Source organism: Rummeliibacillus sp. JY-2-4R (genome assembly GCF_053847205.1).
The window spans coordinates 728,588-750,769 of record NZ_CM132623.1; the positions used below are offsets into that span (position 1 = coordinate 728,588).

Consider the following 22,182-nt stretch of genomic DNA (forward strand, 5'->3'; position numbering starts at 1 on the left):
AGAAGTGAATAGTACACCAACAACTAGTAAACAACGAATTGATACATTAGATATCCTTCGTGGTATCAGTTTGTTGGGCATTTTACTAGTCAATATGTTTGCGTTTAGTACACCCTTGCCATACATTGATTTGAAAACGTGGTTTACAATCCCTGCAGACAAGCAATATCAACAATGGTTAGATATTTTCGTGCAAGGAAGCTTTTATCCATTATTTTCAATGTTATTTGGTTACGGGCTTGCCATGCAATATACAAAAACAACGCAGTTAGGTGATTCTTTTTATAAATTGAGCATGAAACGTCTAGTTGTGCTCTTCATCATTGGAGTGTTGCATGCAATCTTCATATGGTGGGGAGATATATTAATGACATATGCTTTTTGCGGTTTTGTGTTGATAGCACTTATTCGCTTACGACCAGGTTTTTTGCTTGCGATTGGTTTAATCTTCTATATGGGGATTAATGGATTAATGGCATTACTATCAGGGCTTGCCTCTATAGTAGATGGAGAAAATACAGATCCTGCTCAATTTGTAGATATTCAATCGGTAGAGAAAGCAATCAAAGCATATAGTGGAGGGTCATGGACGGAAGCATTTATGCAGCGTTTAGCAGATTTATCCGTTCAATTTTCTCCTTCTATGTGGATTATGGCGTTATTTACAATTTTACCGTATATGCTGATTGGAGCAGCTGCTTCTAAATGGCAATTGGTCGAAAAGGCAAAAAGTAAATGGCTATTATGGAGCATACTAGCAGTGATTATGATTCCATTAGGGGTTTATTTGAAATCATTACCCTATACAATGAATCGCAATTACTTTTTAGATTATATACAAACGTATTTTGGAGGACCTATTTTAACAGTAGGCTATGCAAGTGTGATTGTCTTAATTTGCTGTATTCCGTATGCGACTAGGATTTTATCACCTATTGTAAAAGTTGGTCGAATGTCGATGACCATTTATCTTATGCAATCAATCATCGGTACATTAATCTTTTATCATTTTGGTTTAGGGCTCTATGGGAAAATTGGAGTAGATACAGCAACTTTGTTAGCTGTTGGTATTTACGTAATCCAATTAATCTTTGCTACCATTTGGTTTATGCTCTTTAATCAAGGTCCGATTGAAACAGTTTGGAAGAGAATAACTTATGGAAAATCTGTATTAAAAAAAGAGGAAATAAATCTGTAAATGTTGTATCATTGTAAAAAAAGAAGGAGTGCCAATATTCATGAAAATCTTATCTTTTCGTTATAACGATGTTTTAAGTTTTGGTCCAAAAGTAAAAAAAGAAGAAGCTGTTTGGGACGTTTTAGCAATTCAAAAAACGCTTCAAGTACTCCCTTCTTATGCTAATACCATTGTAGAAGGTATGACAAACGGTTATGAATTTGTCGAACAAACTCGTAAACTAGTAAGCGCCGCACAAGAATCAGAAAATCCATCACAATTTAAACATGACTTTACTGAAATCGAATGGTTAGCTCCAATTCCACGTACTACGAAAAACATTATTTGCGTTGGTAAGAACTATGATAAACATGCAAAAGAAATGGGTGCTGAACAAGCACCAGAAGATATTATCGTATTTACAAAGGCACCAACTTCTATTGCAGCAGATGAACAAACATTATCATTACATGCAGAAGTCACTTCACAATTAGATTATGAAGGTGAATTGGCTGTTGTCATTGCTAAAAAAGGAAAAAACATTCCTAAAAATTTAGCATTTGATTATGTTTTTGGTTATACAATCGCAAATGATATTACTGCACGTGATTTACAAGATAAACATAAACAATATTTCTTAGGTAAAAGTCTAGATGGTTCATGCCCAATGGGACCATATTTAGTAACGAAAGATGAAATCCCTAATCCACAAAATTTAACTGTCGTTACAAAGGTAAATGATGAAGTTCGCCAAAATGGTTCAACTAGTCACATGATGCATACAGTTGAAGATCTCATTGTAGAGATTTCTAAATTAGTAACTTTAGAGCCTGGCGATGTTATTTTAACAGGAACTCCAGCAGGTGTTGGTAAAGGGATGAATCCGCCACAATATCTTAAATCAGGGGATGTTGTAAAGGTTTCAATTGAAGGAATCGGTACTTTAGTGAACCGCTTCGAATAAGATACTATATTGAATATTCACAATTTTGACAAGAGACCGGTGGAAGTAGTTTTCCACCGGTCTGTTATATTTGTATAGTTCTTACTGTTTTGATAGGATAAATGTGACTAGTAAAATTTAATATGGAGGATTTGAAAATGGTACACATGCATTTAACTTCGATTGTAATCGCAATCATTTTATTCTTTGTGTCAGCGTCTATGGCAACAGGTTCTAAAGGGCAAAAAGTGACACACATGATTTTACGTGTATTCTACATCTTGATTTTAATCACAGGTGGAATGTTATTCAGCACAGCAATGGCTGGCCCGATGGCAATGCAATATGGATTAAAATTACTAGGTGGTATTCTAGTAATTGGTATGATGGAAATGGTATTGGTTCGCAAAGAAAAAAGCAAATCTACTGGTGTACTTTGGACACTATTTGTGATTTTCTTACTCTTCACTTTATACATGGGCTTACATCTACCATTAGGTATGAAATTCTTGTAGGAAAAAAACGATTCCGTTTGACACATCCTGATTATGTTGGGGTGTGTTTTTTTGTTTTGCTCATTTTAAATTGAAAGTAACTTTTTATATAATTGTGGATGTATATGTTAGAACAATTGAATCTCTTGCTCAGGAAGCGAATTTAATCCCACTTCAAGTAGTAGCAGTTATGTCATGAAAACTAGTGTGTGCAAAGTACATGACACAGTTTTGACGAAATTGTGTATGTTTTTTTAGGAAAACATGGAGAGATTTGAAATGGTTTGTTAAAATTACTTAGGACAGTTCTGCAAAAGGAGGACTTGATAGTGAACGTTGCAAAATGGATAAGTACAGCTGTGGCTACAGCGTTGTTAGCTTCAACAATTGGCACAACAACGATTGCGCAAGCAAAAGAAGAAACAAATCATCAACTTCAAGATGAAAGTATATACGATGTATTAGTCGATCGCTTTTTCGATAAGAGTGTAGAAAATGACTATAATATTAATGCAAAAGATCCAAAAGCATTTCATGGTGGTGATTTTGCTGGGATTGAAACAAAGTTGAGCTATTTTCAAGATTTAGGTTTCACCATGATTTCGCTGGGCTCTGTTTTTTCATCTGCTACATATGATGGTAATGCTGTTGTTGACTATAGTAAGATCGAACGTCATTTTGGTACAAGTGCTGAATTTAAATCGTTAATAAATAATCTCCACAAAAATCAGATGAAAGCAATGATTGATTTCCCGATTAATAATGTCAGCAAAGATCATGCTTGGGTATTACAAAATGATCATAAGGATTGGTATACCTCTACTGATTCTGACCGCATTAACTGGAATACAAATAACAAAGAAGTGCAACAAGCATTAATCAATGCGGCTGTTGAATTTGTTGGGAAATATAAAGTAGACGGAATTCGCTTAACACAATTAGGCAATGCAGATACAGCATTTATCAATAAGATGATTGCTGCAATAAAAGAGCAAAATCCTAAACTATATGTTATTTCAAATGAAAAAAGTGATGCCAATTTTGATTTACAATATAATCCACAAACTCTTGATATTTATCAATCAATCTTTAAAAGTGTAAATCAAGATTCTTCTAAAATGGAAAAACCCTTCAAATCGTATGCAAACAATGAAACGCAAAAACCGGATGCCTTGATCATTGACGATTTGAATAGTGCGCGTTTTACTCATGCTGCTGCTACGGAAAATATGTTTCCACCAACACGTATTAAAGTGGCACTAGGGACTATATTGACATTACCAGGTGTGCCAATTGTTACTTACGGCACTGAGATTGCCCAAAATGGTGTGAAAACAACAGAAACTCATGCGCCAATGGATTTCCGTACAAAAGAAGATATCATTTCATATATTGGTGATGTTCAATCAATTCGTAACAAATCAGAAACGCTTCGCACAGGAAAATATAAATTATTAGAAAACAAAAACGGCTTAATGGTTTATGAACGTTATTCTGATAAAGAAAAATGGATTGTAATGGTCAACAATACAAGCAAAACCCAAAAGTACCAATTGGATCCTTCTGTTATTGGGAAGAATAAAGAACTTCATGGTTTATTTGAAAATGATATTGTCAGACAAGCGGATAATGGCAAGTACAATTTAGTAATAGAACGCGAAATTGTAGAACTTTACCAAGTAACTGAACATAAAGGAATCAATATTCCGTATATGATTGCATTAGGTATTGTTTATTTATTATTTATTGGCTTTATCGTTGTTATATTACGCAGAGGTCGGAAAAATAGAAAAGCATAAATAATAAAAAGAAAAGCCTCTTGATTTCTTCAATGAAATCAAGAGGCTTTTCGCATTATCCTACTAGAATATTATTCTGATAGCATTTTGTTTAGGAAGAATATTGCAATGGTTCCTATTCCTGTGTGTGCTGTGATGACAGAACCAATTGAATGAATTTCCACTGCTTTTGGATGGAAGTTTTCAATGATTAATGCTTTCATCTCCTCGGCAGCTTCAATGTCATTACTATGTGTGATGGCGATTACTTGTTCTGATAGTTGATCACCGCGTTCTTTCATGAGCTCAATCATTCGCTTCATCACTTTCTTGCGACCACGGTATTTTTCGATTGGTACGAGTTTTCCATCTTCCATTTGCAGTAAAGGTTTAATGCTTAATAGTCCACCGATAAATGCACTAGCTTTAGAAACTCGACCACCTTTTGCTAGATGATCTAAATCTTCTACCGTAAATAGATGTTCCATATGTTCAGCCATGAAACGAACTTTTTCGACAATCTCGTCTGCATGACAACCTATTTCGCGTAGGTGAGCGGCTTCTTTTACTAGTAAACCAACTCCTAAAGATGCGCATTTTGAATCGATGATGGTTAATTTTAAATCAGGGTATTGTTCCTTCACTTGTTCAGCCATCATAACAGCAGTGCTATAAGTACCTGAAAGTTGAGAAGAGAAAGCAATATAAATGCCTTCTTCTCCAGACTGACCAAGTGCTTTAAATTCTTCTAAAAAGAGTTCAGGAGAGGCTTGAGATGTTTTGAGCATCTCTCCTTGAGCAATAGCCTTGTAAATTTCTTGAATGTCGATACCAACCACATCATCGTACTCTTGGCCTTTCATTTGAACTCGTAAAGGTATTAGTTTGACATTATTCTGTTCGTAAAAAGATTTGGGTAAATCAGAGGCGCTATCCGCGAATATCTTCATTACTACATCCCCCTAATTTCTATATTTGAAGACGATCAATAAGAATTTCTGCGATTCCATCTTCATTATTTGATTTGGTAATTTCATTGGCAATATTTTTTAGCTGACCGATTCCGTTACCCATCGCAACACCGACGCCTGCATATTCAATCATTTCCAAATCATTGTCTTCATCGCCAAATGCAATGATTCGTTCACGTGGGATGCCTAGGTCCTTTGCTACATGAGATAGACCGACAGCTTTGTTTAATCCATGTCTAACAATTTCGATGACAGGGAAGGGATCTCCCCAACGTCTATGATCAATAAGCTCAGCCTTTGTATCCGCTAAATATTTTCGGATAGTCGGAACGCTTTTTTCATTTGATTGGATTAATAAACTGGTAGGATTCTCTTTTAAGTAATTCTTTAAGTCACCAGTTGTAACTTTCGGATCACCCATATTAAAAATATTGAGTAATTTTTCATCATGATATTGCACATATACATCATCCATTACTTCTGCTATCAAGTTTTCATATTGATCTCGATGTAGTGATTCAACTACATCTTTGACAACTTTTAAATCAATTGGGCTGTGTATAGTGTGCCAATTTTGATTTAATGGATGATGAACAAACGCACCATTAAAATTGACAATTGGTGTATGTAAGCCAAGTTCATGATAATATATTTTACTCGCACGATAAGGACGTCCAGTTGCAATCATTACTTCATGTCCTGCTTCTTTTGCCTTTAAAATCGTACGCTTTGTTTTGTCAGAAATCACTTTTTCATCGGTTAATAGGGTACCATCTAAATCTAAAACAATCAAATGGGGTTGTACCATTCGTAACACGCCCTTTCTAAATATGTTTAGTTTGTATTTTTTCTCTATTTTAGGTGATATATACGAGCTATATCGATGAAAGAGATGTCCATTATAGGAAATACTACTTACCTAAAGTTTATCCTTTCTACAAGCTTCTAGTCAAAGTTTTGTAACAGTTCCCTTTTTTTGTTACCATGAAGATATAGAAATAAGGGAGTGAATGAATTGAAAGTCGACCATGAGATTTGGGGCAACATCCCTTTACTTCATATATATAATGAGGAAACTGTTAATGATCAAACACCGGTTGTGATTTTTTTACACGGCTTCGAAAGTGCAAAGGAGCATAATCTTCACTATGCATATCAGCTAGTAAACAAAGATATTCGTGTAATCATGCCAGATGCTATTTTACATGGAGATCGCGAAGATCATTTGGATAAGATTCAACTGAGTCTACATTTTTGGGAAATCGTATTAACTTCAATTGAAGAAGTGAAATATTTATATGACCAATTAAAAGAACGAGGATTACTTACGAATGATAAAATCGCTCTTTCTGGGACTTCAATGGGAGCCATTATAACGATGGGTTGTCTTACTGTCTATCCATGGATTAAAACAGCAGCAGTGATGATGGGTGCTCCTGCCTATGTTGAATTAGCAAAATTACAACTGGCTGAAATGGAAGAAAGAGGATTTAAAATCCCTCTAACTGAAGAAGAGTTAGATAAAATGTTAACAACATTAAGTTATTTTGATATGAGCCAACATAAAGAAGCTATGGAGGGACGTCCAGTATTATTTTGGCACGGTAAAAAAGATCACATGGTCCCATTTGCTCCCACTTATACATTTTATGAAAGTATTAAGCAGGATTATGCAGAACATCCAAATGACTTAGCTTTCATCGTAGAAAAGTCTGCTGGCCATAAAGTAAATCGTTCAGGTATGCTAGCGGGAACAAAGTGGCTTGCAGACCATTTGGCATAAGATAGATAGTAATGTTATGATGGATATACACTGTAAAGAGAGGGGAAACATCATGGACGCAGATTTAAAAGAAAATATTATGGGAGCCTTAGAAAATGTCATTGACCCAGAACTTGGTATTGATATCGTGAATCTAGGTTTAGTATATGATGTAGACTTAAATGATGAAGGTTTATGTCTAGTCACAATGACACTTACATCAATGGGCTGTCCATTAGGTCCAATTATTGTTGATCAAATCCGTACAGCATTAGCTGATATCCCAGAAGTAAAAGATGTCGATGTAAATGTTGTTTGGAATCCACCATGGTCAAAAGATATGATGTCTCGCTATGCTAAAATGGCACTAGGCATTAAATAATATACAAAAGACTTAATCAGTGAGGAATAACATTGTCCTCACTGATTTTTTTTTGAGTCATAAATAAAATTCACCATTCTACGCTATATCAAAAAAGATATAGTGTATTTTTTTGCTTTGACACATTCCTGATACATTCACTTTATATACTTTGTTTGTAAACAAGAGATTGTCATGGATGATTTCAATTAGTACGAGCTCGGATTGGAATCATGATGATCAAAAAAATAGGACATCTTAAACAAATAAGGAGGATATGAAGTGAATTTTTTAAAGCGTGCTTTTTATAGTACAAAAGCGAAAAAAGGGAGAACCCTTCTATTAACTTTTGTATTCTCAGCGATATTAATTTTCATTTTAGCAGGTCTAACGATACAAAGTGCTTCACTTAAAGCAACCGAAAATGCCAAGAAGAGTATGGGGGCAACGGTAACGCTCACTACAAATATGAAGAATGCTTTTAAAAAAGCAAGCTCATCTAGTGACAGCAGTTCGACTGATACCAACAGTGATAGACCAGATCATGGTAGTTTCTCTATTACGCCAGTTGATATGAAAACGGTAAACAAACTAGCAAAATTGGACAATGTGTCATCTTATAGTCTTTCATCTTCTACATCGGTGAATGCAAAATCATTCGATGCCATCTCTTCTAATGATAGCTCAAGTACAGATGAATCTAGTAATGATCAAAATAGTCAACAAGGTGGGCCAGCAGGTGGCATGCGGATGATGGGGATGTCATCAGGTGATATCACGATTCAAGGTACGAATTCAACTGATACTGCAAGTAAATTTACTAGTGGTACTGCAAAGATAACTGAAGGTGTAGGGATTACAGCTCAAGATGAAGGTACAAATAAGGCTGTGATTGAAACGAACTTAGCAAAAGCAAATGATATTTCTGTAGGAGATACGATTAAAGTAACAAATACGGAAAATGAAGATATGGTTTACAAACTAAAAGTGGTTGGTATTTATAAAACTTCTGAAACAGCTGATGAAAGAAGTATGCGTATAGAAGCATTAAACCCATATAATGCAATTTACACATCGTATACATTAGCCAATAAAATGAAAGGTTCCGTCTACAAAAACACTGCAGATTCAGTAATCTATACATTATCAGATCCAGAGAAAATGGATACATTTGTGAAAGAAGCAAAAAAGGCAGGACTTGATACTGATACGTATAGCTTAACAACGAATGATCAAGTATATCAACAAATGATACAACCTTTAACAAATGTTGAAAGCTTTGCACAAAAGATTGTTATTCTTGTATCTGTCGCAGGAACAGTCATTTTAGCACTGATCGTTATTCTAATGATTCGTGAACGAAAATATGAAATTGGTGTATTGCTATCGCTCGGTGAAAAACGGAAGAAAATTATTAGCCAGTTCTTTACAGAACTACTTGCGGTATTAGTAATTGCTTTATGTATTGCGGGGGTGAGTGGCAAATTTGTAGGGAATATGGTTGGAAAACAACTTCTAGATCAACAAGCTACAACAACTGTTTCAGCCTCATATGGACAAAATGGTCAAGATGGTCCAGGACAAGGTCAACGAGCACTTGGAAATGGAGGACCAGGACGAACATTTGCTAACTTTGGCGCAGGGAGTGCTAGTGAGGCAAAACAAATTAAAGATCTTAATATAACAATGTCATTGGAAGAACTAGTTAAATTAGGTGGTTTTGGTTTAGCTATTAGTTTCCTAGCCATTATTATGGCATCAATTGGCGTAATGCGTATGCAACCGAAAAAAATCTTAATCTCATAAGAGGGTGATCCGAATGTTAGAAATAAAAGATGTGAATTATTGGTATAACAATAAGGAAGATGTATTGTATGATGATATTAACTTAACATTTGAAAATGGCAAGTTGTACAGTATTCTAGGTTCAAGTGGCTCAGGCAAAACGACATTTCTTTCTCTTCTAGCTGGCCTTGATGTTCCCAAAAAAGGTGAAATAGTATATGAAGGAAAACCATTGAAAAAGATTGGTTTGACCAACTACCGCAATAAATATGTATCAATTGTATTCCAATCCTATAACTTACTTCCGTATATGTCAGCAGTAGATAATATCGTATCTGCAATGGAAATTACTCGAAGTACGCAAGTAAACAGGAAGGATTATGCATTGTCCATGCTAAAAAAAGTGGGAATCACAAAGAAAATGGCGCAAAAAAATGTGCAACATCTTTCGGGGGGGCAACAACAGCGAGTGGCAATCGTTCGTGCGATGTGTTGTGATGCAAAACTAGTTGTTGCAGACGAACCAACAGGAAATTTGGACGAAAGAAATTCCTTAGAAATTATAAAATTATTTAAAGAACTAGCACATGAGCAAGATAAATGCGTCATCGTGATTACGCATGAAAGAGAAATTGCCAATCAATGTGATATAGTCCTTGAATTGAAAAATAAAAAATTCAACCAACTGCAGCTTCAACATTAATGTAAAGAATTATTATATAGAAAAAACACAAAAGCTTGGTCGCATATAAAGTTGCGTACCAAGCTTTTTGAATAGTTATTTTGTAGTTGGGTATATATAGTATGTCTATTAATCAATACGACAAACGCTCACAGGGCAGTTTTCACATTCACATGCTTCTTTTAAATAGTTTAATTTATGAACAGTTATGATGCCTTTGTCAAATGATAATATAGTCAATTTTTTTAATTCATGGAGCATTCGATTGATGACTTCACGGCTAGTTGCACACATATTTGCGAGTGCTGTATTGGTTAAAGGATAGTTGATTACAATATCTCCATTTTCCTGAGGAATGCCGTAAGTATTCGTTAATCGAATAATGGTAGAGTATAGAGCACCTTTTTTCCCATACAATAATAGATCGCGGAGTTTTGTCTGTGATTTTAAGTTTTGAAGTTGTAACCATTTAATACATTCTATTAAAACTTGGGGTTCTTGACTTAGATACATTTCAAAATGTTTTTTGTCCAGTGTCAGAATGATTGAGGCTTCTAAGGCTTTTGCAGTGTATGGATAGTTATCTGTATTACTTAAAATAATTCCATCGCCAATACAGTCGTTTTGATCACAAATACGAAGCGTTAATTCTTTTCCACTGACTGTTTCTTTGGATACCATTACTTTTCCAGAAACTACGAAGAAGATTTCCTTTGTAGGTTCTCCTTCTAAACATAAATGGCTCCCCTTTGAAACTTTCAGTGTAGAACCATTATTTTTAAAAATCTCTCTTAATTTAAATGGGAATGGCTCAATTTCATGGAAAGATTCCACAATCATCTCAACACCTGCTTATATTTTTGTTCATTATAACATAGTGATTTCGAATTAGTGGAAAGGTTTAAAATTGTCACACTTCGTTTGAAAATAGGTATTATTTATTTTCTCTATAATAATTATGTAACAGAAAAGAAGATGAGAATAATAGGAGAAAACACATATTTCATTTCAGATTGTAACCAAATATTGAATATGGAAGAGAGATAATGATTAGTCAAAAAAGGTCAAACAAATCGCTTTACTTTTAAAATAGATGGAACTATAATGTAATTAATCGAAAGGTCAAAAAAGGTCAAACAAAGGAGTTAGATCTTATGCAAATGCAAATGAATAACGAAGAACAAAAAAGTCCATTAGAACAATTCGGACGTAATTTAGTAGAAGAAGTTAAAAAAGGAAAAATGGATCCTGTTATTGGTCGAGATCAAGAAATTCGAAATGTCATTCGTATCTTATCTCGGAAGACAAAAAACAATCCTGTTTTAATAGGTGAGCCAGGGGTAGGTAAAACAGCTATTGTAGAAGGGCTTGCACAACGTATTGTGAAAAAGGATGTTCCGGAAGGTTTAAAGGATCATCTGATTTATGAATTAGATATGAGTGCTTTGATCGCAGGAGCAAGTTTCCGTGGTCAATTTGAAGAACGTTTAAAAGGTGTTTTAAAAGAAGTGAAAGAAAGTGAAGGTCGTATTATTTTATTCATCGATGAAATTCATACGATTGTAGGAGCCGGAAAAACAGATGGTGCGATGGACGCTGGAAATATGTTAAAACCAATGTTAGCTCGTGGTGAACTTCACTGTATCGGGGCTACAACTTTAGATGAATATCGTATGTATATTGAAAAAGACCCTGCACTTGAACGTCGGTTCCAACAAGTTTTAGTTCGTGAACCTTCCATTGAAGATACGATTTCTATCTTGCGTGGTTTAAAAGAAAGTTTTGAACTGCACCATGCAGTTAAAATTCATGACCGAGCAATTGTTGCTGCAGCAGAACTTTCTAATCGCTATTTAACTGAACGATTCTTACCAGATAAAGCAATTGATTTAATCGATGAGGCGTGCGCGATGATTCGTACGGAAATCGATTCTATGCCACAAGAATTAGATGAAGTGACACGCCGACAAATGCAATTAGAAATTGAAGAGCAAGCATTAATGAAAGAAAAAGATGAGGCAAGTAAAAAACGCCTTGTTGCGCTACGTGAGGAATTAGAAAAATTAAAAGAATCTTCAAAAGCTATGAAAGAACAATGGGAGTCTGAAAAATCCTCATTGCACAGAATACAAGAAAAAAGAGAAACTTTAAATAAATATCGCCGTGAATTAGAAGAAGCAGAAAACCAATACGATTTAAACAAAGCAGCAGTTCTTCGTCATGGTAAAATTCCTGAACTTGAAAAAGAGTTACATGAATTAGAAAACTCACTTCAAGAAGGAAATGAAACACGTCTTTTACGAGAAGATGTAACATCAGAAGAAATTGCTTCCATCGTTTCAAGATGGACAGGTATTCCAGTAACAAAATTAGTAGAAGGCGAACGCGAAAAATTATTGCATTTAAAAGATACTCTACACGAACGTGTAGTAGGACAAGATGATGCAGTACGTTTAGTAACAGAAGCAGTATGGCGTGCTCGAGCAGGTATTCAAGATCCAAACAAACCAATTGGCTCATTTTTATTCTTGGGACCAACTGGTGTAGGGAAAACAGAGTTAGCAAAAGCATTAGCTGCACAACTATTCGATTCTGAAGATCACTTTATCCGTATCGACATGTCAGAATACATGGAAAAACATAGTGTATCTCGTCTTGTCGGAGCACCTCCAGGCTATATCGGTTACGAAGAAGGTGGTCAATTAACAGAAGCTGTGCGTCGTAATCCATATTCAGTAGTTTTATTAGATGAAATCGAAAAAGCGCATCCAGATGTAGCAAATATTTTACTACAAATTTTGGATGATGGCCGTATTACAGATAGTCAAGGTCGTACAGTAAACTTTACGAATACTGTAGTAATCTTAACTTCTAATATTGGCTCAAATTATTTAATGGAAATCAAAGACCAAGAAAATGAACACGCAGTTGAAGATTTAGTCATGGCTGCATTAAAACAACATTTCAAACCAGAACTATTAAATCGTCTAGATGACATTATCATGTTCCATTCATTATCAAACGATCAATATTATGAAATTGCAAAGAAATATGTTGCGTTACTACAAAAACGCGTTGGTGAACAAGAAATTGAATTACAAGTGGAAGATGATGTCTTGCAATGGGTGATAAAAGAAGGTGTAGATCCTGCATTTGGCGCAAGACCACTACGTCGCTTCGTACAACGTCATATCGAAACACTCGTTGCCAAAGAACTACTAAAAGGTGAAGCGGTGGCTGGAGATAAAGTAATCGTCTTTATGAATGGCGATCAAACAGCTGCACGTGTAGAAAAATCAAATAGCTAATTTAAATTCAGCCGCAATAGTATGTATATTGCGGCTGTTTATTTTATAAAAGAAAAAATCCTGCCACTAAATGGGGCAGGATTTTAATTATTCTTGATGACCAATTTCTTTAGGTGAATCTTTTGGAATTACTGCATCAACGATTAATAATAATACAGAAATAACAAGTGAAATCCATAAGCCTTTTGTGAAAGCTGGGCCATCTAATGGTACATTGTTGATGGAGCTGACAACATAGTTTAATGTAGAAACTAATAGTGCAGACCAAATAACTAACATAATATATCTCATTTATTTCACCTCTAACTTACTTTTCTACCTATACTATAATATCACACAAAACCTCTAAATTAAAACAAACTTTTAAAGAGGTAAATGGCAAAGTGATGAAGAATTATTGAAATGAAAACAATAATTCGTTATAATTAAGACCAGATACTAATAATTGATAATAAAAGAAGAGAGGCGCTACCTCATGAATGCTGGTATTATTGGAGTAGGAAGATGTGTCCCAGAAAAGGTTATAACAAATTTTGACCTTGAAAAAATGATGGACACTTCAGATGAATGGATTCGCACTCGTACGGGAATTGAGCAAAGACATGTAGCAAGTGATGATCAAAATACATCAGACATGGCATTCGAAGCTGCAAAGAAGGCAATAGAAAATGCAGGTATTACTGCTGAACAAGTAGGTTTAATCCTTGTAGCAACTGTAACACCTGATACGCCATTTCCAAGTGTAGCTTGTATGATTCAAGAAAAGCTAGGCGCAACAAAAGCAGCTGCGATGGATATCTCAGCAGCTTGTGCAGGTTATATCTATGGATTAGTCACTGCAAAACAATTTATAGAATCAAATGCATACGATTATGTTTTAGTTGTAGGCGTAGAAAAGTTAACAAAAATTGTAGACTGGACTGACCGTAATACAGCAGTACTATTTGGTGATGGTGCAGCAGCTGCAGTAATTGGTAAGGTTTCTGAAGGAAGAGGTATTATTTCCTATGAACTAGGTGCAGATGGTACTGGTGGCAAATACCTTTATGAAAACGAAGAAAATCATATTGCGATGAATGGTAGAGAAGTGTTTAAGTTTGCTGTTCGCCAAATGGGCCAATCGGCGATCAATGTAATCGAAAAAGCAGGTTATACAAAAAATGATGTAGATTATTTAATTCCACATCAAGCGAATATTCGTATTATGGAAGCAGCAAGACAACGTTTAGATTTACCACCTGAGAAAATGTCAACAGTCATCCAAAAATACGGTAATACATCAGCTGCTTCTATCGGAAACGCTCTAGTAGAAGAATTAGAGTCTGATAAGATCAAAGACGATGATTTAATCGTATTAGTAGGATTTGGCGGCGGCTTGACTTGGGGCGCAGTAGCGATTAAATGGGGAAAATAACTCAAAAGAAGCGAGGAATAAAATCATGACAAAACGTCGAGTAGTAGTGACTGGTATTGGAGCAGTAACACCACTAGGAAACGATATTTCAACAACTTGGGAAAATATTAAAGCAGGGAAAGTTGGAGTAGGTCCTTTAACAAGACTAGATCAAGAAAAATTCCCTGCTAAAGTTGCTGCCGAAGTAAAAGACTTTGATATTGAAAAGTATATTGCTAGAAAAGATGCACGTAAAATGGACCGTTTTACACAGTTTGCACTTGCTGCATCAATCATGGCAGTAGAAGATGCTAATTTAGAAATTACACCAGAGTTAGGGTTACGTACTGGTGTATGGATCGGTTCAGGAATTGGCGGTATGGAAACATACGAACAACAATTTATGAACTTTATCGAAAAAGGACAACGTCGTGTAAGTCCATTCTTCGTACCAATGATGATTCCTGATATGGCAGCAGGCCAAGTATCTATTCACTTTGGAGCAAAAGCTATTAACTCATGTACCGTTACAGCATGTGCATCTGGTACAAACTCAATTGGTGATGCGTTTAAAGTAATTGAACGCGGTGAGGCAGATGTAATGATTGCTGGTGGAGCTGAAGCACCTATTACAAATATGGCCGTTGCAGGTTTCTGCTCAAATACAGCATTAACATTAAATCCAGATCCACTAACAGCATCACGTCCTTTTGATAAAAACCGTGATGGATTTGTTATTGGTGAAGGTTCAGGTATTGTTATTTTAGAAGAATATGAACATGCTGTAGCACGTGGAGCTAAAATCTATGCAGAAATCATAGGTTACGGTGCAACAGGTGATGCACATCATATCACAGCACCAGCTCCTGATGGTGAAGGTGCAGCTCGTGCAATGCAACATGCACTTGAAGATGCGGAAGTAACGCCTGAACAAATTGATTATATTAACGCACACGGAACAAGTACACAATACAATGATTTATTTGAAACAATGGCAGTTAAAACAGTGTTTGGAGAACATGCTTATAAATTAGCGATGAGCTCTACAAAATCAATGACAGGTCATTTGCTTGGAGCAGCTGGCGGTATTGAATCAATTTTCTCTGTTTTAGCGTTAAAAGAAGGCATATTACCACCAACTATGAATATTGAAACTCCTGATGAGCAATGTGATTTAGATTACGTACCAAACGAAGCACGTCATCAAGAAATTTCATATGCATTAAGTAACTCATTTGGTTTTGGTGGCCATAATGCATCATTATTGTTTAAAAAAATCTAATTGATAATTATGTTGATTTTTAATATAAACCACAGGGCATATTAGTCCTGTGGTTTTTTTGAATTCTTGACTATAAACTGCAGAATAGCAATTCATTTTTCGTCAAAAATAAATGCGAAACAATTCCCTTTACATACCCCTTATAGGTATAGTACAGTATTAGTGTAATACCCCTATACAGTATATACCTTATTATTCCTAAATAAATTTAGATAGTTAATGTTCATAATTGATAAGAGGGAGGTAAGTAAGATGAGTGCGGAACTGAAAGAAACCAATTTGCAAATAACAGGTATGACTTGTGCTGCTTGTGCGATGCGGATTGAGAAAGGGTTAAACAAGATGGATGGTGTTGAGCAAGCAAATGTAAACTTAGCGCTTGAGAGATCATCGATTCAATATGATCCCACCAAACTTAGTGAAGCCGATTTTGAGAAGAAAATTGAGGCATTAGGATATGGCGTTCTGAAGCAGAAAACAGAGTTAGACATTACAGGGATGACATGTTCAGCCTGTGCAACGCGTATAGAAAAAGGATTAAACAGAATGGAAGGAATCTCTTTTGCAAATGTCAATTTAGCTTTAGAAAAGGCAACGGTTGAATTTAATCCTTCCGATTTAGCTGTTTCAGATATCATTGCAAAAGTGGAAAAATTAGGTTACGGCGCACATCAAAAAGCAGAGTCACAAGATACAGAAGACATACGTGCTAAGACAATAAGAAAACAACAAATAAAATTTATAGTATCAGCTTGTTTATCTCTGCCGTTACTCTGGACGATGGTTGGACATTTTTCATTTACATCAATTCTATATGTACCGGATTGGTTGATGAATCCTTGGATACAGTTGATTCTTGCAACACCTGTTCAATTCATTATCGGTAAGCAATTTTATGTTGGTGCTTTTAAAGCTTTACGAAATGGTAGTGCAAATATGGATGTTCTTGTTGGCATGGGAACTTCAGCTGCCTATTTCTATAGTTTATATCAAGTTATCATATCGATTAATTCACAACATATGCCGCACCTATACTTTGAGACAAGTGCGATACTTATTACGTTAATTCTTTTAGGTAAATTATTTGAAGCGAAAGCAAAAGGACATTCTTCAGAAGCAATTAAAAAATTAATGGGTTTACAAGCTAAAACGGCGATTGTAGAAAGAGATGGAATGGAAAAAGAAATCCCATTAGAAGAAGTTGTATTAGGTGACATAGTGCTAGTAAAGCCAGGCTCAAAAATACCTGTAGATGGTGAATTATTAGAAGGAACCACTGCCGTCGATGAATCGATGTTAACAGGTGAGAGTCTTCCGTTAGATAAAAAACAAGGCGATCAATTATACGGTTCTACGATGAATAAAAATGGTTTCATTAAAATGAAAGCAACAAAAGTCGGACGGGATACAGCACTTGCACAGATTATTAAAGTTGTGGAAGATGCACAAGGTTCTAAAGCGCCAATTCAACGTTTAGCTGATAAAATCTCTGGTATTTTTGTACCGATTGTAGTAGGAATAGCAATAGTTACATTCCTTGTTTGGATTTTATGGATCAAACCAGGTGAATTGACGCAAGCGCTTGAAGCCTTAATTTCAGTACTTGTAATTGCTTGTCCGTGTGCTCTTGGATTAGCAACTCCCACCTCTATTATGGCAGGTTCGGGACGTGCAGCTGAGTTCGGAATTCTATTTAAGGGCGGAGAATATCTAGAACAAACTCAAAGCATTGATACGGTAGTTGTCGATAAAACAGGTACAGTAACTCATGGTAAACCCGTTTTAACCGATGTTATTGTAAAAAAAGATCAAGACAAAGACCATTTCTTATCTTTAATCGGTGCCGCAGAGAAGCAATCTGAACACCCATTAGCAGAAGCTATTGTTCAAGGAATTCAAGAAAAGGGAATTCACTTTGGTAATGTTCAGTTTTTTGAAGCAATTCCCGGTTTCGGAATCCGAGCAACTGTTTCTGGCCAAGGCGTCGTGGTAGGTAATCGAAAACTAATGCAGCAGTTTGGAATCGATATAAAAAGCATGGAAAAAACAATGGAACAGCTCGAGGGAAACGGTAAAACAGCTATGCTTGTAGGAATTAATGGGGAATTTTCAGGGATTGTTTCGGTAGCCGATACGATTAAAGAGACATCAAAAGAAGCTATTCGCCGCCTACATGAAATGAGTATAACTGTTATTATGTTGACCGGAGATAACAAGCTTACTGCAAATGCAATTGGCCAAGAAGTAGGGGTAAATCAAGTCATTGCGGAAGTATTACCTGAAGGCAAGGCCGATGAAGTAAAGAAACTCCGTGAGTCAGGTAAAAAAGTAGCAATGGTAGGTGATGGAATCAACGACGCACCTGCTCTTGCTACTGCAGATATCGGGATGGCAATAGGAACAGGAACAGATGTTGCAATGGAAGCAGCCGATATTACACTCATTCGAGGTGACTTAAACAGTATTGCAGATGCAATACTAATGAGTCGTAAAACAATGCGCAATATAAAACAAAATCTATTCTGGGCATTTGCTTATAATATTATCGGTATTCCAATCGCAGCAGCAGGATTATTAGCACCATGGGTAGCAGGAGCAGCAATGGCATTCAGCTCTGTTTCCGTAGTGTTAAATGCCCTTAGACTACAACGAATAAAACTATAAATAAAAATAGAGTTGGTTCAGATAGTTGAACCAACTCTTTATTATTGTTTAAGCTTTTTGGAATGAGCAGGATTACTCCAAGCCTAGAAATGAGTAGCTGAATCATTTCTATCAATACTCGATTTGTGGCTAATAGCAAAAGCCTTTTCTATGAATAGAGAAAGGCTTTTCCACATAGAATGTAAAAAATAGAAAAGGATTCGTGCTAATGAGAATATTATTTTTTCTAATTTTTTACGGCTTAATCGTTCTTACATCCACCCACATGATTTTATACTTAAACTATCATGCGTTAGGATATAGTTGGACATCCGTCTTTGCATTTATCTTACATTCTGTAGATTTCAAAATTTTCATTGGATCATGGATAGGAATGCTTATCGTCTTCTTCTTCCCAAGCCCATCGCAGTCTCCATCTTAGCAATCGTTTCGCTAGCAATAGCATTTGCTTTTTCAGCACCATGATCAAGGATTTCATCTAATTCAGGTGAATTGATTAATTCAGCAAATCTTTCTTGGATTGGCGTTAGATGGCTGATGATACTTTCAGCAACACCAGCTTTGAATGCACCATAGCCAAGGCCTTCATATTTTGCAACTAAATCATCAATTGAAACACCTGATAAAGCAGCTTCTATTGTTAATAAGTTAGAGACACCTGGTTTGTTTTCTGTATCAAATTTCACAATGCCTTCAGAATCTGTAACTGCAGATTTTACTTTTTTCTCAATATCTTTTGCAGGATCTAAAATACGAATCGTTGCTTTTTTGTTTTCATCTGATTTACTCATTTTTTTCAATGGGTCTTGTAATGATTTAATGCGAGCACCGTTTTTAGGTAAATGAATATCTGGAATTTTAAATGTATCCCCATAGCGTTTGTTAAAGCGTTCTGCTAAATCACGTGTGATTTCAAGATGTTGTTTTTGGTCTTCACCAACTGGAACGACATCCGTGTTATAAAGCAAAATATCTGCTGCCATTAAAGGTGGGTAAGTTAATAATCCAGCTGATACAGCGTCTTTGCCTTTTGATTTGTCCTTGAATTGAGTCATACGTTCTAGTTCACCAATATAAGAAGTACAAGTTAAAATCCATCCAGCTTGTGCATGTGCAGGTACTTCAGATTGGATAAATAATGTTGACTTATGTGGATCAATTCCTGCAGCAAGATAAGTTGCAGCTAGTGTACGAATGCTTTTGCTTAGTTCTTCTGGATCTTGTTGTACAGTGATCGCATGTTGGTCTACAATGCTGAAGATGCATTCATAGTCATCTTGTAATTCTACGAATTGGCGGAATGCACCGATATAGTTGCCTAGTGTAATAACGCCTGTTGGTTGAACACCTGAAAAAATTCTTTTCATAATGTAATTCCTCCTTAAAATAAAAAAACATCATGCATCCCTAATAGGGACGAATGATGTTTTGAAATCCGCGGTACCACCCAAGCTTGTCGAATAAATCGACCACTCAATCTCGTAACGTGAGAAAAACGAGCTTCACTACTCAACAATGTGGTTCATAAAGCCAACTCGGAAGTCCATTCCCCATAGTGTATGATCTGTTCACACCTTCCACAGACTCTCTTGACATACTTTCTATAAGTACTACTCTTCGTCTTCGTTTTACTATATAATGTGCAAATTATAATATAACTCAATTTAAATATCAAGTTTACACTCTGATTGTATTATATGTCATTCAATCATGGTTCATACATAACAATAAATGAATATAAATTTGAATTATTTTTATTAGGTAAATTGAAACTTTTTGAACTATTAAACGTAAATATAGTAGAATACAGATTATTTTCAATTCAAAATTCTAAATGAGAAAATTTATATTTAAAATTAAATGTTTAAGAGCTGAAAAAATTGGTAATAATGTATATGTGATTGTGAATTACTCAATATTGAAAACTTAAAAAGCTTAAAGTAATAGAATAATTAGACATAAATCAGTCGAAATTATTTCATTTAACTGTATATCCAAAAGAATTAATCTGTTGTATAATGTTGTTAGACCTCTTTATTAGAGTAATTCTAATTTAAAAATAGCTAAACGTTAATATAACTAAACCACATTTGAAAGGTTGTGTTAGATATGATGGTAACATTATTTACTTCACCAAGTTGTACTTCATGTAGAAAAGCAAAAGCATGGCTAGAAGAACATGAGATTCCATATAAAGAACGAAATATTTTTGCAGAACCACTTAGCATAAGTGAAATAAAAGAAATTTTACGAATGACTGAAGATGGAACAGATGAGATTATTTCAACTCGCTCTAAAATTTTTCAAAAACTTAAAGTGGATCTAGAATCCTTACCACTTCAACGTTTATATGAACTAATTCAAGAAAATCCAGGCTTATTACGTCGTCCGATTATTTTAGATGAAAAACGTTTACAAGTTGGTTATAACGAGGATGAAATTCGTCGTTTCTTACCTCGTAAAGTACGCGCATACCAATTACAAGAAGCACAAAAATTGGTGAACTAACCGCATAGTTCAAAGACTTATGTACAAGCTAAGCTAGAACTCTTTTTGGGGTTTTAGCTTTTTTGCTTTTTGTTTATTTATTGTATTTGAAGGGTATATAAGATGAATTGAGTGGCATTCTACATAATAGCAAAATAGTATTGTAATCCGAAATTATTACGAAATCATGTATTTTACTTGTATTTGTAAACATACTCTATTATATTTCATATACTATTGTTATTTCTTAAGATTTATTCTTTTCATTTTTCGCCATATCGTCATACAATAGTAAGAGACGCTGTTTAAAAGGTACACCTTCAATAATCTGGCTAACAGACAAATCTTTTAAGAAGTAGTGACCGGAGGGAGTTGTGTAAAATGGATATGGAGCGCATTAACGAGAATACACTAAAACTCTTCATTTCTTATCTTGACATTGAAGAACGCGGATTCACGAAGGACGAAATATGGTATAACCGAGATAAAGGCGAAGAACTTTTCTGGGTAATGATGGAAGAACTAAACGATGATATAGATTTTGAAATGGATGGTCCATTATGGATTCAAGTCGTAGCCAAAGAAAATGGCCTAGAGTTAACAGTTACTACAGCTAAATTTTCTGAAGATGGAACGTTGGATCTCCCAGCAAATCTAGAAGATAAAAGGAAGTTTTTTGAAAATGCATTTAACGGCATGGATTTGAAACCTCATGAGTTTGAGGAAATCTTCGGTGATGAGGAAGACTATTTAGACGGCTATACGTTCGTTCTAAATGATTTTGAAGATATCATTGATATCGCTCATAGAATGCCTGCAGAAGCAAAATTCGAAAATTCGTTATATGAATTAAATGGTAAGTATTACTTGCATGTTGAGTTTGATGAAGAGTCTACAATAGAAGAATTAGAAAATTATTTGAGTGTTATTTGTGAAAGTGCTGAAGAAGCAGACACGACAATTCATCTGTTAGAAGAGTACGGTAAACCAATTATGGCAGAAAATTGTTTTGAAACTGTTCGTAAATTTTTTTAAAGAATAAATAAAAAAGGAGTGACTAAAAAAGTATCGAAACTTACTTTTTAGTTACTCCTT

At 35.2% G+C, this 22,182-nt stretch carries 19 protein-coding genes and 1 other annotated feature; of the genes, 14 read left to right on the top strand and 5 right to left on the bottom strand.

The window, feature by feature from the left end:
- Positions 1–4 precede the first annotated feature (4 nt).
- The 4 genes from ACWV26_RS03345 to ACWV26_RS03360 all read left to right on the top strand — a co-directional run bounded on the left by ACWV26_RS03345 (position 5) and on the right by ACWV26_RS03360 (position 4,413).
- Entirely contained in the window at positions 5–1,198 is a 1,194-nt protein-coding gene (locus tag ACWV26_RS03345) for a DUF418 domain-containing protein (protein WP_455896962.1), read from the top strand.
- Between the two features lie 40 nt (positions 1,199–1,238).
- Positions 1,239–2,141, top strand: a complete 903-nt coding sequence (locus tag ACWV26_RS03350) for a fumarylacetoacetate hydrolase family protein (protein ID WP_455896963.1) — start codon at positions 1,239–1,241, stop codon at positions 2,139–2,141.
- A gap of 137 nt (positions 2,142–2,278) precedes the next feature.
- The gene (locus tag ACWV26_RS03355) at positions 2,279–2,635 is read left to right on the top strand and encodes a YisL family protein (RefSeq protein ID WP_455896964.1); all 357 of its coding nucleotides are present in this window, start codon (positions 2,279–2,281) and stop codon (positions 2,633–2,635) included.
- Positions 2,636–2,943: 308 nt separating this feature from the next.
- Positions 2,944–4,413, top strand: a complete 1,470-nt coding sequence (locus ACWV26_RS03360) for an alpha-amylase family glycosyl hydrolase (protein ID WP_455896965.1) — start codon at positions 2,944–2,946, stop codon at positions 4,411–4,413.
- A 71-nt stretch (positions 4,414–4,484) separates the two neighbouring features.
- On the opposite strand, the gene ACWV26_RS03365 is transcribed toward ACWV26_RS03360, so the two are convergent.
- Both ACWV26_RS03365 and ACWV26_RS03370 read right to left on the bottom strand, forming a co-directional pair.
- Positions 4,485–5,342 (bottom strand): DegV family protein, encoded by an 858-nt coding sequence (locus ACWV26_RS03365; protein WP_455896966.1) that lies wholly within the window; start codon positions 5,340–5,342, stop codon positions 4,485–4,487.
- A gap of 19 nt (positions 5,343–5,361) precedes the next feature.
- Positions 5,362–6,171 (bottom strand): Cof-type HAD-IIB family hydrolase, encoded by an 810-nt coding sequence (locus ACWV26_RS03370; RefSeq protein WP_455896967.1) that lies wholly within the window; start codon positions 6,169–6,171, stop codon positions 5,362–5,364.
- 198 nt (positions 6,172–6,369) lie between these two features.
- Here ACWV26_RS03370 and ACWV26_RS03375 point away from each other — a divergent pair, with 198 nt between their 5' ends.
- The 4 genes from ACWV26_RS03375 to ACWV26_RS03390 all read left to right on the top strand — a co-directional run bounded on the left by ACWV26_RS03375 (position 6,370) and on the right by ACWV26_RS03390 (position 9,974).
- Positions 6,370–7,146 (top strand): serine aminopeptidase domain-containing protein, encoded by a 777-nt coding sequence (locus ACWV26_RS03375; RefSeq protein ID WP_455896968.1) that lies wholly within the window; start codon positions 6,370–6,372, stop codon positions 7,144–7,146.
- 52 nt (positions 7,147–7,198) lie between these two features.
- Complete coding sequence (locus ACWV26_RS03380; protein WP_455896969.1) at positions 7,199–7,507, top strand: metal-sulfur cluster assembly factor; 309 nt, start codon at positions 7,199–7,201, stop codon at positions 7,505–7,507.
- 261 nt (positions 7,508–7,768) lie between these two features.
- Positions 7,769–9,292: an ABC transporter permease gene (locus ACWV26_RS03385; RefSeq protein ID WP_455896970.1), complete on the top strand. Its 1,524-nt coding sequence runs from the start codon at positions 7,769–7,771 to the stop codon at positions 9,290–9,292.
- A gap of 4 nt (positions 9,293–9,296) precedes the next feature.
- Complete coding sequence (locus ACWV26_RS03390; protein WP_455896971.1) at positions 9,297–9,974, top strand: ABC transporter ATP-binding protein; 678 nt, start codon at positions 9,297–9,299, stop codon at positions 9,972–9,974.
- A 108-nt stretch (positions 9,975–10,082) separates the two neighbouring features.
- Here ACWV26_RS03390 and ACWV26_RS03395 read toward each other — a convergent pair whose 3' ends face one another.
- Positions 10,083–10,793 (bottom strand): Crp/Fnr family transcriptional regulator, encoded by a 711-nt coding sequence (locus ACWV26_RS03395; protein ID WP_455896972.1) that lies wholly within the window; start codon positions 10,791–10,793, stop codon positions 10,083–10,085.
- 314 nt (positions 10,794–11,107) lie between these two features.
- On the opposite strand from ACWV26_RS03395, the gene ACWV26_RS03400 reads away from it, so the two are divergent.
- Positions 11,108–13,261 carry an ATP-dependent Clp protease ATP-binding subunit gene (locus tag ACWV26_RS03400; protein ID WP_455896973.1) on the top strand — a complete coding sequence of 718 codons (2,154 nt, stop codon included), beginning with the start codon at positions 11,108–11,110 and terminating at the stop codon, positions 13,259–13,261.
- Positions 13,262–13,348: 87 nt separating this feature from the next.
- On the opposite strand, the gene ACWV26_RS03405 is transcribed toward ACWV26_RS03400, so the two are convergent.
- A complete protein-coding gene (locus tag ACWV26_RS03405) occupies positions 13,349–13,552 on the bottom strand; it encodes a YjzD family protein (protein WP_455896974.1) in 204 nt (67 codons plus the stop codon).
- Positions 13,553–13,736: 184 nt separating this feature from the next.
- Between ACWV26_RS03405 and ACWV26_RS03410 the strand changes: the two genes are divergently transcribed.
- From ACWV26_RS03410 to ACWV26_RS03420, 3 genes are all read left to right on the top strand, one after another.
- Positions 13,737–14,675, top strand: a complete 939-nt coding sequence (locus tag ACWV26_RS03410) for a beta-ketoacyl-ACP synthase III (protein ID WP_455896975.1) — start codon at positions 13,737–13,739, stop codon at positions 14,673–14,675.
- A 25-nt stretch (positions 14,676–14,700) separates the two neighbouring features.
- The gene (gene fabF, locus ACWV26_RS03415) at positions 14,701–15,936 is read left to right on the top strand and encodes a beta-ketoacyl-ACP synthase II (protein WP_455896976.1); all 1,236 of its coding nucleotides are present in this window, start codon (positions 14,701–14,703) and stop codon (positions 15,934–15,936) included.
- Positions 15,937–16,188: 252 nt separating this feature from the next.
- Positions 16,189–18,600, top strand: coding sequence for a heavy metal translocating P-type ATPase (locus ACWV26_RS03420; RefSeq protein ID WP_455896977.1), 2,412 nt, complete (start codon positions 16,189–16,191; stop codon positions 18,598–18,600).
- Positions 18,601–18,977: 377 nt separating this feature from the next.
- Here the strand turns inward: ACWV26_RS03420 and trpS are convergent, their stop codons facing one another.
- Complete coding sequence (gene trpS / locus ACWV26_RS03425) at positions 18,978–19,967, bottom strand: tryptophan--tRNA ligase (protein ID WP_455896978.1); 990 nt, start codon at positions 19,965–19,967, stop codon at positions 18,978–18,980.
- A 42-nt stretch (positions 19,968–20,009) separates the two neighbouring features.
- Positions 20,010–20,233 (bottom strand) — a binding site (T-box leader).
- Between the two features lie 479 nt (positions 20,234–20,712).
- Here trpS and spxA point away from each other — a divergent pair.
- Positions 20,713–21,108 (top strand): transcriptional regulator SpxA, encoded by a 396-nt coding sequence (spxA, locus tag ACWV26_RS03430; protein ID WP_455898168.1) that lies wholly within the window; start codon positions 20,713–20,715, stop codon positions 21,106–21,108.
- 360 nt (positions 21,109–21,468) lie between these two features.
- On the top strand, positions 21,469–22,122 hold the full coding sequence (gene mecA / locus ACWV26_RS03435) for an adaptor protein MecA (protein WP_455896979.1): 654 nt from the start codon (positions 21,469–21,471) through the stop codon (positions 22,120–22,122).
- Positions 22,123–22,182: the final 60 nt, after the last annotated feature.